Annotated in this window: 17 protein-coding genes; 1 reads left to right on the top strand and 16 read right to left on the bottom strand. The window is 62.3% G+C overall.

Annotated elements, in window-relative coordinates; all coding sequences use genetic code 11:
- Window positions 1-240: 240 nt before the first annotated feature.
- The 14 genes from MWU54_RS17880 to ruvC all read right to left on the bottom strand — a co-directional run bounded on the left by MWU54_RS17880 (window position 241) and on the right by ruvC (window position 12,837).
- Complete coding sequence (locus tag MWU54_RS17880; protein ID WP_247086473.1) at window positions 241-837, bottom strand: MOSC domain-containing protein; 597 nt, start codon at window positions 835-837, stop codon at window positions 241-243.
- Between the two features lie 158 nt (window positions 838-995).
- Window positions 996-2,915, bottom strand: a complete 1,920-nt coding sequence (gene ftsH, locus MWU54_RS17875; RefSeq protein ID WP_247086471.1) for an ATP-dependent zinc metalloprotease FtsH — start codon at window positions 2,913-2,915, stop codon at window positions 996-998.
- A 79-nt stretch (window positions 2,916-2,994) separates the two neighbouring features.
- Window positions 2,995-4,302: a tRNA lysidine(34) synthetase TilS gene (gene tilS / locus MWU54_RS17870; RefSeq protein ID WP_247086469.1), complete on the bottom strand. Its 1,308-nt coding sequence runs from the start codon at window positions 4,300-4,302 to the stop codon at window positions 2,995-2,997.
- 35 nt (window positions 4,303-4,337) lie between these two features.
- Complete coding sequence (gene ybgF / locus MWU54_RS17865) at window positions 4,338-5,150, bottom strand: tol-pal system protein YbgF (RefSeq protein ID WP_247086467.1); 813 nt, start codon at window positions 5,148-5,150, stop codon at window positions 4,338-4,340.
- A gap of 11 nt (window positions 5,151-5,161) precedes the next feature.
- Entirely contained in the window at window positions 5,162-5,680 is a 519-nt protein-coding gene (gene pal / locus MWU54_RS17860) for a peptidoglycan-associated lipoprotein Pal (protein ID WP_247086465.1), read from the bottom strand.
- 136 nt (window positions 5,681-5,816) lie between these two features.
- On the bottom strand, window positions 5,817-7,142 hold the full coding sequence (tolB, locus tag MWU54_RS17855) for a Tol-Pal system beta propeller repeat protein TolB (protein WP_247086463.1): 1,326 nt from the start codon (window positions 7,140-7,142) through the stop codon (window positions 5,817-5,819).
- Window positions 7,139-8,251: a cell envelope biogenesis protein TolA gene (locus MWU54_RS17850; protein WP_247086461.1), complete on the bottom strand. Its 1,113-nt coding sequence runs from the start codon at window positions 8,249-8,251 to the stop codon at window positions 7,139-7,141. The genes tolB and MWU54_RS17850 overlap by 4 nt, the downstream gene beginning before the upstream one ends.
- An 8-nt stretch (window positions 8,252-8,259) precedes the next feature.
- Window positions 8,260-8,736, bottom strand: coding sequence for a protein TolR (tolR, locus tag MWU54_RS17845; protein ID WP_247086459.1), 477 nt, complete (start codon window positions 8,734-8,736; stop codon window positions 8,260-8,262).
- Window positions 8,737-8,739: 3 nt separating this feature from the next.
- Window positions 8,740-9,435, bottom strand: a complete 696-nt coding sequence (gene tolQ, locus MWU54_RS17840; RefSeq protein WP_247086457.1) for a protein TolQ — start codon at window positions 9,433-9,435, stop codon at window positions 8,740-8,742.
- Between the two features lie 116 nt (window positions 9,436-9,551).
- Complete coding sequence (ybgC, locus tag MWU54_RS17835) at window positions 9,552-9,941, bottom strand: tol-pal system-associated acyl-CoA thioesterase (RefSeq protein ID WP_247086455.1); 390 nt, start codon at window positions 9,939-9,941, stop codon at window positions 9,552-9,554.
- A 2-nt stretch (window positions 9,942-9,943) separates the two neighbouring features.
- Window positions 9,944-10,579 carry a hypothetical protein gene (locus tag MWU54_RS17830; RefSeq protein WP_247086453.1) on the bottom strand — a complete coding sequence of 212 codons (636 nt, stop codon included), beginning with the start codon at window positions 10,577-10,579 and terminating at the stop codon, window positions 9,944-9,946.
- Window positions 10,580-10,650: 71 nt separating this feature from the next.
- Window positions 10,651-11,676 carry a Holliday junction branch migration DNA helicase RuvB gene (gene ruvB, locus MWU54_RS17825; RefSeq protein WP_247086451.1) on the bottom strand — a complete coding sequence of 342 codons (1,026 nt, stop codon included), beginning with the start codon at window positions 11,674-11,676 and terminating at the stop codon, window positions 10,651-10,653.
- Between the two features lie 7 nt (window positions 11,677-11,683).
- Window positions 11,684-12,352 carry a Holliday junction branch migration protein RuvA gene (gene ruvA / locus MWU54_RS17820; RefSeq protein ID WP_247086449.1) on the bottom strand — a complete coding sequence of 223 codons (669 nt, stop codon included), beginning with the start codon at window positions 12,350-12,352 and terminating at the stop codon, window positions 11,684-11,686.
- The gene (ruvC, locus tag MWU54_RS17815) at window positions 12,349-12,837 is read right to left on the bottom strand and encodes a crossover junction endodeoxyribonuclease RuvC (RefSeq protein ID WP_247086479.1); all 489 of its coding nucleotides are present in this window, start codon (window positions 12,835-12,837) and stop codon (window positions 12,349-12,351) included. The genes ruvA and ruvC overlap by 4 nt, the downstream gene beginning before the upstream one ends.
- Window positions 12,838-13,153: 316 nt before the next feature.
- On the opposite strand from ruvC, the gene MWU54_RS17810 reads away from it, so the two are divergent.
- A complete protein-coding gene (locus MWU54_RS17810; protein ID WP_247086447.1) occupies window positions 13,154-13,345 on the top strand; it encodes a DUF1127 domain-containing protein in 192 nt (63 codons plus the stop codon).
- A gap of 83 nt (window positions 13,346-13,428) precedes the next feature.
- Here the strand turns inward: MWU54_RS17810 and MWU54_RS17805 are convergent, their stop codons facing one another.
- The gene (locus MWU54_RS17805; RefSeq protein WP_247086445.1) at window positions 13,429-13,776 is read right to left on the bottom strand and encodes a hypothetical protein; all 348 of its coding nucleotides are present in this window, start codon (window positions 13,774-13,776) and stop codon (window positions 13,429-13,431) included.
- 123 nt (window positions 13,777-13,899) lie between these two features.
- On the bottom strand, window positions 13,900-14,784 hold the full coding sequence (locus MWU54_RS17800; protein WP_247086443.1) for a 50S ribosomal protein L11 methyltransferase: 885 nt from the start codon (window positions 14,782-14,784) through the stop codon (window positions 13,900-13,902).
- Window positions 14,785-14,881: the final 97 nt, after the last annotated feature.

Genomic DNA, 14,881 nt, shown 5'->3' with positions numbered 1-14,881 from the left:
ATCATCCGTCCCGATCCCGATCTTCTCGCCAATCTCCTGAATCGGACGCTTCGACGCCTCACGCGCTATTTCAATATCTGACTTGTATGACATGGCTTTGCTCCCCCTTGCCGTTGCGACATGGGCCAACGCATACCGTCGCACACAAGCGCGGTAGCACTGTGAATCCGACATTTCCGTTTGTGAATGCGGCCAGATCCGGCGCAAATGTCGCCGATCGGAAACCTGCGGGGCGTTTGGTCAGGCGCGGGCCTGATCCAGAAACGCCCAGACTGGTTGGTCGGGAATATGCAGCCGCAGCGTGTCACCGACGGTCAAACGACCGGGCCGTTCCACCCAGGCCGTGACCCCACGACGGTGTTTTGCCGCCGCCTTGAACGCCTTGCTCTGTTCGGGATGCACCGCCGCGATTTCGCGCGCAGGCAATTGGCAGGGTCGATTCTCCATGTCCACGATCAGCGTCCCCCCGTCCGGCCCCTGCAGCCGCGACGATGGCGGCACATGGGTGAAATCGGGGATCCCTTCGATCACGAGCGTGGCCCCAAGCCAGACCGGATCAATCGCGTCCAGACCCATCTCGGCGGCAATCGCCTGCAACTCCTCGACCGAGACAACGGACAGTTGACGCACATTGGCAATCTCGGTGCCCTTCGGGTGCTGGGAGGTGACGCGCACGCAGGAGGGCCGTGTCCGGCCTGCGTGGACATCGCCCTTGGCGCCGGCGAAATCCAGATCAAGGACGGCTGATTTTTCAGACGCAATGCCAACGGGATCTGTCGGGACACACCCCACCCAGCGCACGGTGGCAACGTACTCGGTTGGCTTCAGGGCAGGCATGGGCATCTCCTCCGGTCACTCGTATTTAGGTTGCATATCAGCCCAAAACACAACCCTTAAGATTTACACCCCGTTCTGCGGGCATCAGACAAGACCACAAAAGAAAAGCCCCGGCACCATCAGGGCACCGGGGCTTTGCAAGTGTTGCCATGCGTGGGTCACGCGGTTGGTTCAGGTTCCAACCCACCGTCATCGCTGCGTGGTTTGGATTTGGGCTTGGTTTTCGGGATCGCCGTGATGCTGGGTTTCTCCGGCGCATCACCGGATGCGTCGTTGTCCCCCGCCTCGGGCGGTTCGCCATTCATCACGCGTTTGATCTCGTCCCCGGTCAACGTCTCGTATTCCAGAAGACCCTGGGCCAGGCGTTCCCATTCCTCTTTCTTGTCGGTGAGGATTTCGAAGGCGCGGTCATACGCGTCCTGAATGAACCGCTTGACCTCTTCCTCGATCATTTCCTTGGTGTTGGCCGACACCGAGAACCCGGCCGTGTTGCCGCTATAGCCCTCGGCCGCTTCGCGGTAGTCGATATTGCCAACCCGGTCGGACATGCCCCATTGCAGCACCATCGCCCTTGCCAAAGCCGACGCTTGCTGGATGTCTCCGGCTGGGCCGTTCGACACGTTCTCGGGACCATATTTGATGATCTCGGCTGCTTTGCCCGCCATGGTCATGGCAAGCTTTTCCTCACATTCCGACTTGTGCCAGTTCAGACGGTCAATCTCGGGCAAGGACACCACCATCCCCAACGCGCCGCCACGCGGGATGATCGTGGCTTTGTAAACCGGGTCGCATTGCGGCAGCGACAGGCCGACAACAGCGTGCCCGGCTTCGTGATAGGCGGTCTTTTCCTTCTGTTCGGGCGTCAGCACCATGGAGCGGCGTTCCGCGCCCATCATGACCTTGTCCTTGGCGTTCTCGAAATCTTCCATCGTGACAAACCGACGTCCAACACGGGCCGCCATCAAGGCAGCTTCGTTCACAAGGTTCGCCAGATCGGCGCCGGAAAAGCCCGGCGTCCCGCGCGCGATGATGCGCAGGTCCACATCCGGCCCAAGCGGTGTCTTGCGCGCATGCACGCCCAAAATTTTCTCGCGGCCCTTGATGTCGGGGTTCGGCACGGTGACCTGACGGTCGAAACGACCGGGGCGCAAAAGCGCAGGGTCAAGCACGTCACGACGGTTGGTGGCCGCAACAATGATCACACCTTCATTGGCTTCAAACCCGTCCATTTCGACCAGCAGCTGGTTGAGCGTCTGTTCACGCTCGTCATTGCCGCCGCCATAACCGGCCCCACGGGCCCGGCCCACAGCGTCAATCTCGTCGATAAACACGATACAGGGTGCATTCTTCTTGGCCTGTTCGAACATGTCGCGCACACGGGATGCACCCACGCCGACGAACATTTCAACAAAGTCGGACCCCGAGATGGTGAAGAACGGCACACCCGCTTCCCCCGCGATCGCGCGGGCCAAAAGCGTTTTACCGGTGCCCGGAGGACCCACCAGAAGCGCGCCTTTGGGGATTTTACCACCAAGCCGCGAGAATCGCTGCGGGTTGCGCAGGAATTCGACGATCTCTTCCAGTTCTTCCTTGGCTTCGTCGATCCCGGCCACGTCGTCAAACGTCACACGCCCGTGTTTTTCGGTCAGCAGCTTCGCCTTGGACTTGCCAAACCCCATCGCTCCACCGCGACCGCCACCCTGCATGCGGTTCATGAAATAGATCCACACGCCGATCAGCAGCAGGAAGGGCAGCAGGCTCAGCAGGAAGGACTGGAAGCCGGATTGCTGTTGTTGTTCGGCGCGGATCGGCACCTCGTTTGCGATCAGCAGGTCGGTGACCGTGGCGTCCTCTGGCTTGATGGCCACGTAATCCTGACCATCGGTGCTGCGGAAGCGGACTTGTTCGCCGTCCAATGTCACCGAACTGACCGTGTCATTCTCAACCGCCGAGACAAAATCAGAATAACTGATTTCCCGGCTCTGAAGCGTGTTACCGCCACCCGAAAAGATGTTGAAAAGTGCAAGGATCAGCAGGAACAGAACGACCCAAAAGGCGATATTTCGTGCGTTGCCCAAGGCAGATTCTCCTGAAAACGACGGACGCGGGAAGGGCGTCTGTCTCTTGCTCTATAACATAGAGATGCAGAGGCAGGGTTCAATGCGAAAGGCAAAAAGCCTTGAAACCGGCGTCGGGCCGCCCCTTCACATAGCGCGCCGCGCAAAACGCAGTGTCGTTTTCCAGCACCGGACACCAGATCAGCCCCGTCTCTGACCAGACAGAGGGCAGCGCCAGCGCGGCGCGGTGCGGCAGGCCTATGTTGCTGTGGTCGGCAATCTGGCACCATCCGTCTTCACCAAGGGCCCGAACGGTCAGTTCTGTTGATGGATCGGGCCTTTGCGATTGAACCCGCCATTGGCCATCCCAAAGCGCATCCAGCCCGGCGGTCACATCCTGTACTGCCGCCCATTCCCGCGTGATCCAAAGCTGCGTTTTGCCAACCGACACCTCCGCCCCGTGCAAGGTGCCGCCCCTGCCGGACAGCACCTGGCTCAGCAAAGCTTCGCTGGACCGCGCCCGTGGACGGTATTCCGACGCGGATGCATAACACAGCGCCGATGTCAGCATGCGCAACTGCGTTTCCTCGTCGAGCCGTGCAAACCCATCCCGGTCGATCCGCACCTGCCCCGGAAAGGGATCATCGCATAGCGCGTCAATGGCCGACACCAGATGGCTGGTCAGCCCGTCACGCGCGCGGGCCATGCGGTGCGCGGTTTCTGCCAGATGCGACGCGGTGACGCCCTCATCGCGCAGAAGCGCAAGCAGTTTACGAACACGCACCCGCTGATAGGTCGGGTCATCATTGCTCGGGTCGTCGACCCACCGTCCCTTGAGCACCCGGGCAAAGTGGCGCAGTTCGTCGCGGGTCATGCCAAGACAGGGGCGCAGGATCTGAAAACCCGGTGCCCACGGGCCGTCCGGCAGATCGCCCTCGATATCCGTGGCGGCAAGCGGTCCAGGCGCGACCGGGTGTGGGGCCACGGTACGCGCCGCCCGCATACCGGCCAGGCCATCAACCCCCGATCCGCGTGCCAGACGCATCAAGACCGTTTCGGCCTGATCATCCTGACTATGCGCAAAAAGGATGTGTTTGACATGACCCCGCCACTGGTCAAGCAGCCCCCCGCGCGCGCGGCGAGCGGCATCCTGAACATTGCCGTGACGATCCCAGTGCCACCGCAACGTGGCATGCGGCCAGCCCAAGACCGCACATTCCTCTGCAACAAGGCGGGCCTCGGACGCGCTTTCGGCGCGAAGCCCGTGGTCCACCGTGGCAACCCACAAGCGGACCCCGAAATGATGCGTCCAGTTATGCGCGAGGTATAGCATCGCCATGCTGTCGCCGCCCCCGGACACCGCCAGACCAAGATCCGACGGAAACTCCGGCCCCAGCAGTCGCCCCATCTCCTCAGCGAACCGCTGTTGCAGCGGCGTGTTCGTCACGGGCAGTTAAAGCGGGCTTTGGCGGCCTCAGCCTCTGCGATCGCCGCACTGCCGGGATAACGCCCGGCCACTTCGGACAGGGTCACGCACGCCTCGGGAATGTTCCCCAGATCGCCCAGGGCCGCGCCCAGCCGCCACAAGGCTTCGGGTCCGGCTGTATCGTCGGGATAGCCGGCATAGGCATCCAGATAGCGCCGCGCGGCATCGCGCAGGTTGCCAAGCCCAGCGAGGGCCTGACCTTCAAACACAAGCGCCTGCGCTTCTAACGGTCCGCCCGGATAGGTCTGGCGAAAGGCCGCAAACTGGTCTGCGGCGGATTGAAAGTCACCCTGGGCGAGCGCCTCCCCAGCTCGCCGAAAGTCCGTTTCTTCGCCCACCGCCAATTCCGTGCCTGACGTCTGCGGTGCAGGTTGCGGCGCGGGTGTCGCCGGGGCCCCTTCGCCCCCCAGTGTCGGTGACCGCCCCAACGCGCCGATGTCACAACCGTCCTCCAGCTCGCACAACCGGAATTCGAGATCCCCCAGACGCCGCGCGCCATCCTCGGCCACGCGGCCCACACGGAATTCCAGCTCTTCGGTTTTCGCCGTCAGACGCTGCAATTCGGATTCGATGGCATTGATACGGTCCAACGCCCCGGCAGGCAGCGCAACAGAGCTGGCACCGGTGGTGCTCAGCTCTCGCTTGAGCTTTTGGATCTCGACGAACAAGACCGACATATCCTGCCGGATGTCCGCCAATGTTTCGGACGCCTGCACCGCCAATGGCGCACAGAACAACACGCTGCTTACTAAGATTGCCCCCAGGCGCATTCGGATCTCCGTTAACTCGTCAACCCGGCGGAAATGATGGTCACCGCCCGCCGGTTCTTGGCATAACACGCTTCTTCCGAACAGATTTCAATCGGGCGTTCCTTGCCGTAGCTCACAAAACGCAACCGGTTGGACGGCACGCCCTGGGCCACAAGGTATTCCATCACCGCGTTCGCCCGCCGCGCGCCCAGCGCAAGGTTATAGGCGCGTGTGCCCTGTTCGTCGGCGTGACCTTCGATCACGGCTGTGTAATCGGCGTTGGTCATCAGCCATTGCACCTGACCGTCCAGCGTCGCGCGGGCCTGCGGGTTCAGCGTCGATTGATCGACAGCGAACAACACCCGGTCCCCGACGGTTTGCTGGAAATAGGCCGGCGAGCTTGGATCGCTCGCGCTGCCCGGCACGATGCCACCGGCCGATCCCGTGGCCGCGTTCAGATCGACAGCGTCATTGTCGAAGCGATTTGCGTTGGTGCATGCCGAGACGGCCAGAACGGCCATCAGCAGAGTGAGTTTCGCGGTCAGTCGCATGAGATGTCCTGCTCTTTTTTTGATTGGGGAAAGCCTATCACAGCCGGGGTGCCACGCAAAGTTGCCGCGGCGGTGCCAGAATTTTCGTACGAAAATTCTGGGCGCTCAAAATTAAATTCTGGTGAAGACGCGGGGGTCACTGCAGTGGCCCCCAGCTTGGGTCAGACGCACCTTCGGGCGTCCGCACCCGTTTCAGATTCCGCCCGGAGATGTCCACGGTATAGAGCGAGGACGATCCCTGCGCGCCCTGGGTTTCGCGCGCAAACATGATCACCCGCCCATTTGGTGCCCAGGTCGGGCCTTCATCGAGGAAGGACGCGGTCAACAAACGCTCTTCCGACCCGTCCGTGCGCATCACACCGATATGAAACCGCCCCGCATTCTGCTTGGTAAACGCAATCATATCGCCCCGCGGTGACCAGACCGGCGTCGAATACCGCCCCTGTCCAAAGCTGATCCGCTTGGCCTCCCCGCCCCCGGCCGACATCACGTACAACTGCTGCGTCCCCGAGCGGTCGCTTTCGAACACGATCTGGCTGCCATCGGGCGAATAGCTTGGCGCAGTTTCGATCGACGGTGCGCTGGTCAACTGGCGCGTGCCTCCGCTGGCAATGTCCATCGCCCAAATATCCGTGTTGGACCCCTGCGTCAGCGAATACACCACCGTCCGCCCATCTGGCGCAAATCGCGGCGCAAAACTCATCACGCCGTCCTGCCCCTGCAGGATACGGCTTTGCACCGTCCCGACCTCAAGCACATGCACACGCGGCATGCCGGTCTCATAACTGGTATACAGCACCCGCTGTCCGTCCTCGGAAAAACGCGGTGCCAGCACAAGCGCGCTGCTGCCGGTGAGGTACTGCACGTTGGCCCCGTCGTAATCCATCACCGCCAACCGCTTGGCGCGCTGGTCCTTCGGTCCGCTTTCCGACACGAACACCACCCGGCTGTCGAAATACCCGCTTTCGCCGGTGATCCGCGAATACACTTGGTCGGCCACTTTATGCGCCATGCGCCGCCAGCCATCCGGTGTCCCGGCAAACTGCATCCCCTGGCCCAGTTCGGCCCCGGCAAACACATCCCAGACGCGGAATTTCACAACCACGCGCCCGCCCTGTTCGCTGACCGCGCCGGTGACAAGCGCCTGCGCGTTGATGGCCTTCCAGTCGGCAAACTGCACAGGGCTGCCGAAACTGGTGATCTGGCTGATATGCGCCTCGCGCGGGACTTCGCGGAACAGGCCCGTCCCGGTCAGGTCATCGGCCACAACCCGCGCGATCTGCTGCGCCAATTGCTGGGCGCTGGCGCTTTCGGCCACGAAATCCGGCACCGCATAGGGCAATGGCTCAACCACCCCTTCGGTGATTTCGATCCGCAACGGCCCGCTTTGGGCCAGCGCCAGAACAGGGACGCAGAACGCCAGAACACAGACACTCAAAAGCGATGCCACAAACTGTTTCATCGGATCCTCATACTCTCCGGGTTAAACGTCATTTCAACGCTTTTCCATTGATCAAACTTCTCCACGGGAAGGCTGTAACCATCCCCCTGGCATCTCAGAATAGCGCGGCGTGCAGCCTGGAACGCGGTCTCCGCCGCCGACCCGCTGCCGCCTTCCGCTGCCAGCATGCGCAGGCTTGACGTGACCACACGACCGGACCGATCCATGTCAAAGCCAACCGTAACGGTCACGTTCGAGGCCTGCGATCCGACATCGACCACCCAGCATTCCTGCACCGCGATCCGGAACCCATCGGTTTCACCCTGTGTCAGCGGTGGCCCGTCTGCTGTGCCCGAGGCCGCCCCGGACAGGGCCTCCTCCAACGCGCCCGCGATCGCAGACGCGGTTGCATCTGCGGCCGCCGTATCTTCTGTTGACGGCGCATCCGCGTCAGGCGTCGCCGCCGCCACGGCCGGGGCGGGCCTATTCGGGCGCACCTGGGGCCGCACGGACGCTGTCGGCGCACGCGCCGGCTCTTCGGCTTCGGTGACGATCTCGGTCGCCGCCGCCTCGGGCGCCGTGGCCTGCTGTTCTTCCGCCTCTGACGGTGGCGCGGTCTCAGACTGCTGCACCGTGTCCTGCACTTCCGGTGCCAGCTCGGCCTCGGGCTCCGGCGCGGGCACCGCTTCGGGGGCCACGCGCGGCGCAGGGCGCGGCACGGGGCGCAGGGCCACCTCGGGGGCCTCGACATCCGGCACGGGCTCCGGCGCCGGCGGTTGCGGCAGGTCTTCGGCCACCTCGGGCTCTGGCGTCGGGAGGACAGGTTGCGGCACGGGATCCGGGGTCGACGGTTCCGGCTCAACCGGGTCCGGCTGCACGGCAGGTGCGGTCTCTTGCTCCGGCGGCTCCGGCGCGGTGGTGTCCACCTCGGGCTGCGGCAAGGCAGCGGGTGTCTCAACCGCGGGCGGTGCCTGTTGTGGTTGCATCATTGCGGCAAACTGCGCCTCGGAGATCACCGACACCTCAGCCACTTCGACCTCCGGTGGATCGCCGCGGAACATGCCGCCGAACAGCGCCCAGAGGATCAGGAATCCATGTGCGCCACCCGAGATATAATGGCCCGTATGCACAGCCGCCCTCAGCCATCCGACCCGTCAAGCGCCGGACCACCCACATCCGTCACCAGACCAATGGAACTGAACCCGCCCGCATTGAGCGCCCCCATGACCTGCGCCACGATATCGTAGGTCACCGCCCCATCGGCACGCAGGAACACCCGGTCATCCGCCCGTTCCGCCGCAATGGCGCGCAGTCGCGGGACAAGCTCGTCGCGGCTGATTTCCGTATTCTGGATCGAAATTCCGCCATCCGCGCCAATCGTGACGGTCAACGGCTCTTCGGTTTCCGACGGCAGCGCCGACGCCGCGGTTTTGGGCAGTTCCACGGGAACACCCACGGTCAGCAAGGGGGCCGCCACCATGAAGATGATCAAAAGCACCATCATCACGTCCACAAAGGGCGTGACGTTGATCTCGGACATCGGCTGGGTGCGCCGCTTGCGCCGCCGACGCCCGCCGCCGCCACTTCCGTTGGATTGTGTGACCCCGGCCCCCATGGCTCAGCTGTCCAACTGACGGCTGAGGATGGTGGAAAACTCGTCGGCGAAGGATTCGTAGCCCGCCACGATCCGGTCGCTGTCGGCCTGCAGCTTGTTGAACGCCACAACCGCCGGGATTGCCGCCAAGAGGCCCAGACCGGTGGCCAGAAGCGCCTCGGCAATACCCGGCGCAACCACCACCAGCGACGTGTTGCCCTGCTGCGCGATCTCGATGAACGCATGCATGATGCCCCAGACCGTGCCGAACAGCCCGACAAACGGCGCAACCGATCCCACGGTCGCCAGCACGCCGAGGTTCTTTTGCAGGTCGTCCGCTTCCTTCTGGATCGCCACGTCCATGGACCGGTCAATCCGCGCATGCGCCCCGGCGATTAGCCCGCCATCTTCACGATGCGACCTGCGCCATTCGGTCATGCCTGCGGCAAACACCTTCTTTGCGCGCCCGTCAGGGTCCGGGCCGATCTGGTCAAACAACTCGTCCAACGGCTCCCCGGACCAGAACGCCCGATCAAATTCCGCCGCTTCAGACCGCGCTTTGCGATACGAAAGCACCTTTTCGATGATAATCGCCCATGCCCAGAAAGAGGCGATCAGCAACATCACCATCACAATCTTTACGGTCATCGTGGCGCGCGCAAACAAGCCCCACATAGAGAAATCAATCTCTTGCGCCAGCGCGAGTGTCTCTGCTTCCATCTGCCTGCTCTTTAGCCGGTTGGCCCCATTGATTGGGCTCTGATTACCACGCTTCCTAGCCTAATTTCAGGGGAAACGCCAACACATTGGCGTCAGAACGGCGCTGACGGGGTGCTCTAGTGGATCTGACGGCGGATATTCGCCGGAAGCCGCGCCGGTGCGCCGCCCTCCCCGATGCAAACCACCGTCACCTCGGCCTGAAACAACAGCGCATCCCCGCGCATCACGTCCTGCGACATGATCAAACGCACACCGGTGACCGCCTTGACCGTCGTTCTGACCCGCAATTCGTCGTCAAACTTGGCCGGAAGCAGGTAATCCGCCTCCACCCGCCGCACGACAAACACCACGCCCTCGTCCTCGCGCATGGCATTCTGGTCAATGCCCAGCGACCGCACCCAATCGGACCGGGCCCGTTCGATAAACCGCAGGTAATTGGCGTAATAGACGATCCCGCCCATATCGGTGTCTTCGTAATAAACCCGAACGGCAAACTCATGGACCATGCTCAATTCCCCTGCGCCACCTGCATCCGCGCCGCAAGGCGCAACGCATGGCTTGCATCCTCGGACATCGCGGGCATCACCGGATCGTAGGCTGCGCGGATCAGCGCGCCCAGATCAGGCCGCAGAACGACGCGCCCATCCTCCAGCTGTCCCAAGGGCGACTGGTCGGTGAAGGCCAGATCAGACCACAGCACCATCGATTGCACCACCTGGCTTAACGCAATCGTCTCTGCCGGAAGCGCCGACAACACCGCGTCCATGCGCAGAAAGATAAAGCACGCCTTGATCGCGCCGGTCTCGTCAAAGCGGAACACCCGGTACTGGTTGGCCTCCGCCTCGGCCAGTTTGGCCACCATCGGGGCCAGCCCGTCAATCAGCCGGTCGAGATCGGGGACTGCCAGCAATTCGTCCCACTCCCGAAAGAAGAACACCATAACATTGGAGCCCAGCTCCGGGTCGGTTTCCGCCATATGGTGCCCGGCCATCTGGCACACCGCCTCAAACGCGCCTTTGACCACCGAGAGCGTGGCGTCTTCCACCCCGAACACAATCGGCGCGATCGGTCGCCCCCAGCGCGCAAACAGGTAGCTGCCATCCGACCGGGTGAAATACCGCTCAATTGCTGAAGCTTCGATCATCGTCCGTTCTTCTCTGTTTCAAAAATACCTCGGGGTGAGGCCGCAAGGCCGAGGGGCAGCGCCCCTCAAATTCACCCGAACAAATCCGATTGTCCCTGGGGTCTGGGGGCCGCCAGCCCCAGATGGGTCCACCCCTTCTGCGCCAGCATCCGCCCGCGCGGCGTGCGCTGGATCAACCCCTGCTGCAACAGGTAGGGCTCGATCACCTCTTCCAACGCATCGCGGCTTTCCGACAGCGCCGCCGAGAGCGTCTCGATTCCCACCGGCCCACCGGCGTAATTCTCGGCAATCAGGCGCAGGTAGCGCCGGTCCGCGCCATCCAGACCCAGACCATCCACGCCCAGCCGGGTCAGCGCCCCGTCCGCCAGTTCCTTGGTGACAACCCCGTCGCCTTCGACAACGGCGAAATCCACCACCCGGCGCAAAAGCCGCCCGGCAATCCGGGGTGTCCCGCGCGACCGCCGCGCGATCTCGCGCGCGCCTTCGGGTGCGGTGGACACACCCAGCTTGACCGCATTGCGCGACACAATCGTGTTCAACTCGTCTTCAGAGTAAAAATTGAGCCGCGTCGGAATGCCGAACCGGTCCCGCAGCGGCGTCGTCAACAGGCCAAGCCGCGTCGTCGCCCCGACCAGCGTGAAGGGCTGCAACTCGATCCGGACCGTGCGCGCGGCAGGGCCTTCGCCGATCACAAGATCCAGCTCGTAATCCTCCATCGCAGGATAGAGCACCTCTTCCACCGCCGGATTGAGACGGTGGATTTCGTCGATGAACAACACGTCGCGCGCTTCCAGATTGGTCAGGATCGCCGCCAGGTCCCCGGCCTTGGCCAGCACCGGACCCGAGGTCATGCGAAACCCGACGCCAAGCTCCCGCGCCATGATCTGCGCGAGGGTCGTCTTGCCCAATCCCGGCGGCCCGTGGAACAGCGTGTGATCCATCGACTCGCCCCGTTGCCGCGCAGACTGGATAAACACCCGCAGATTGGCCCGCGCCTCGGCCTGGCCGATGAAATCGTCCAGCATCTGCGGCCGCAACGCACGGTCGCGGTCCTCGGGCAGCGGGTCGGGGCGCAGGTTCGGATCAGGCTCGATCATGTCCCGCTCATCCCTTCGGTGCCAGCAGTTTCAGCGCCGCCCGGATCAGATCAGACGTGCCCGCCTCGGGCGCATCCCCGGCCGCCTGTGCCACGGCCCCCGCCGCTTCGCCGGGCGCATAGCCGAGGTTGCCCAGCGCCGACAGGGCTTCAGCCTGTGCTGACGCAGAGGGCACGGGCGCGGCCTTAACCGGGGCCGCTGCAACAGGTTCGATGACCGCATCGTCGTCAGACGGTGCGGCGGCCACCGAAGCGGCACCCCCCATGGCCATGACGGTCGGGGCCTTGTCCTTGAGTTCATTCACAACGCGCTGTGCCGTCTTTGGGCCGATCCCCTTGGCCGCCTTCACCGAATTCCAGTCGCCCAGCGCAATCGCGCGGCTGACGCCGTCCGGGCCAAGCGTGCCAAGGATCGCCAAGGATGCCTTTGCCCCGACGCCCTGCACCGACATCAGCAAGCGGTGCCATTCCTTTTCCACCAGCGTCGGAAACCCGAACAACTGCAAAAGATCCTCGCGCACCAGCAGGTCCGTAAACAAGGCCACCGCCTCTCCCGGCCCCGGCACCGACGCCAGCACCCGGTCAGAGCAATAGACCACATAGCCCACGCCGCGCACGTCGATCAGAACGTGATCGTCGCCTTTGTATTCAACCCGCCCTGCAATCCGGCCAATCATGCGCGCATCCTCATCCCCGGCCCGGTCATATGATGCGCATGACAGATCGCGATGGCCAGCGCATCCGCCGCGTCCGCGCCGTTCACCTGCGCGCCCGGCAATTGCATCTTGACCATGTGCTCGACCTGTTTCTTGTCGGCATGCCCCACGCCCACAACCGTCTTCTTGACCGAGTTGGGGGAATATTCCCCGATCTCCAGCCCGAACTGCGCCGGCACCAAAAGCGCGACACCGCGGGCCTGACCCAGTTTCAACGTGCCAACCGCATCCTTATTCACAAACGTCTTTTCGATTGCGACGGTATCCGGCTCAAAGCATTCGAAAATCTCGGTCAAACCGCGATGCAACGCCAACAGCCGCGTCGCCAATTCGCCGGTCCCCGACAGGCACACGCCATTGGCGACATGCCGCAACCGGCTCCCCTCGGCCTCGATCACGCCCCATCCAAGAAAGCGCAGACCCGGATCGATCCCCAATACACGCATGCTGCTCATGCCCCTGTTGCTTTTTCAACACGGGTAGCACGAAGCGCGAACAAACGCCAAGACATCAATCAAGATAAGACAATTTTACCAAATGGTCGAAAACGGACCACGGGCATGTCGCCTTCGATCCAAAGAGGTCAAAAACGACGCTTTCGATGTCGCAATTTTACACGTGAAAACATCGGTTTGGGCGGGATCACGAGCCATGCAAAAAGCGCATATAGCCTATGCAAAAAGGATCGTTGTGGCATGGGCAGCCGGCTCCTAAATGCCGCTCAGACGATCAAACAGACACACGAACACAAGGAACAAGGCAATGGCCGCTTTTGACACATCCCGCCCCACCTACGTCGCCGGCTCCAAAGGCTTCGGCGCATATTTCGCTTCGTTGATTGCCGCGTTCGCAACGTGGAACGACACACGCCGCACCCGTAACGCGCTGAACCGTCTCAGCGATCACGAACTGGCAGACATCGGTCTTGTCCGCGGCGATATCAATTCGCTCTGATCAAACGATCCTTTAAACGGAAAAAGCCGTGTCAGTGACGACTGACACGGCTTTTTTCATGCGTGAGCGACCTGACGGAGAGATCAGCCGATCACAAAGCCCAGCAACTGGGCAATCGTCCACGAAATCGGATCCATCTGCATAAAGAACGCACCAATCTGTTCGGTCAGCCCACCGCCATTCAGCAGGGTCACCTGCGTGGCATAGGCCTCTTCACCCAGAACGGTGATGATGCAGGCCTTGAGGAAAAACAAAATCCCGAATGGCAACAACAGTGCCTTTAGCGAGATCGCATTGCGAAACTGGCCAATCGGGTGATGGGCGATAACGCCGTTGTTTCCAAGACGCGTTACGTATCCGCGGGACAATTGACGGTGACGCTTCAAAACCTTGCGGTACCGTTCGTCAAACATTTCCTGCTTGTCACTCATTTTCAGCAGCCTTCAATTCCGGCCCCCACCGGATGTGACAGTGGTAGGGGAAAAATGTGGCAGGAATGGGGCAAACAGGGCAAATTTGCTGCAAATACGGCGAAAACCCGAATTTCCGCGCAATTATGGCGATACTGTGGCGTCGGCCCTCAGCGTGAGCGTCGTCCATTCACCAATCTCTTCCCTATGCCAAAGATTGATGCCGTTTTGTGCATAAACCGCGACCACCTCGTCGGCCTGTTCGTTTAAAATGCCCGACAAGATGACAAAGCCCTCCGGCGCGATATGCCCTTTCATATCTGGCGCAAGGTCGATCAGGGGCTGTTTGAGGATATTTGCGAAGACCAGATCAAATGGGGCAGAATCATGTAACGCCTCCGCGCCAAACCCCATCGCCTCCAGGCAGTTGACCCGCCCGGTCAGCCCATTTGCCGCCACATTTGCCTCGGCCACATCCACCGCAATCTGATCCATGTCGCTGGCCAACACGGTTTCCGGCCAGGTCCGCGCCGCCGCCATCGCCAGAACGGCGGTGCCGCATCCGATATCGGCCACGTTGTGACAGACAATCCCCGCCTCGATCAGACGGTCCAGCGCCCGCAGGCAGCCCTGCGTGGTGCCGTGATGCCCGGTCCCAAAGGCCATCGCGGCTTCGATTAAAAGCGGCTCGACCCCGTCCGGGATCGTGTCTGCATCATGGCTGCCATAGACGTAAAACCGCCCCGCCCGCACAGGCACCAGTTCGCGCCGCACCTTGGCGACCCAATCGGTGTCCGGCAGTTCCGACACAACAAAGGACTTGGCCCCATGCGCCGCCGACAGCAGCGCCAGCCCCACGTCGTCCGGGGCCTCCATGAAATAGCCGCCCACTTCCCAAAGCCCGGACCCGTCTTCGATCTCGAACACGCCAACGCCATAGGGCGCGGGGTCCAGCATCTCTAACGCGTCGCCAAGCGCTTCGGCAGAGTCCTTGGGGGAAAGAGTGGTAAAGGCGGTCCATGTCGGCATTGCGTGCCCTCCAAATTCAACAAAGACGCGGTTACAGACCTTTTCCGACCCTGACCAGCGACAAACACGCAATTAACCGCGCGTAGACGCATCAACG

Origin of the sequence: Marivita sp. S6314 (assembly GCF_023015985.1) — a bacterium.
In the GTDB taxonomy this organism is placed as follows: Bacteria; Pseudomonadota; Alphaproteobacteria; order Rhodobacterales; family Rhodobacteraceae; genus Marivita.
Note: the sequence above shows the minus strand (reverse complement) of the source record. Positions and strands in the feature narration are given on the sequence as shown.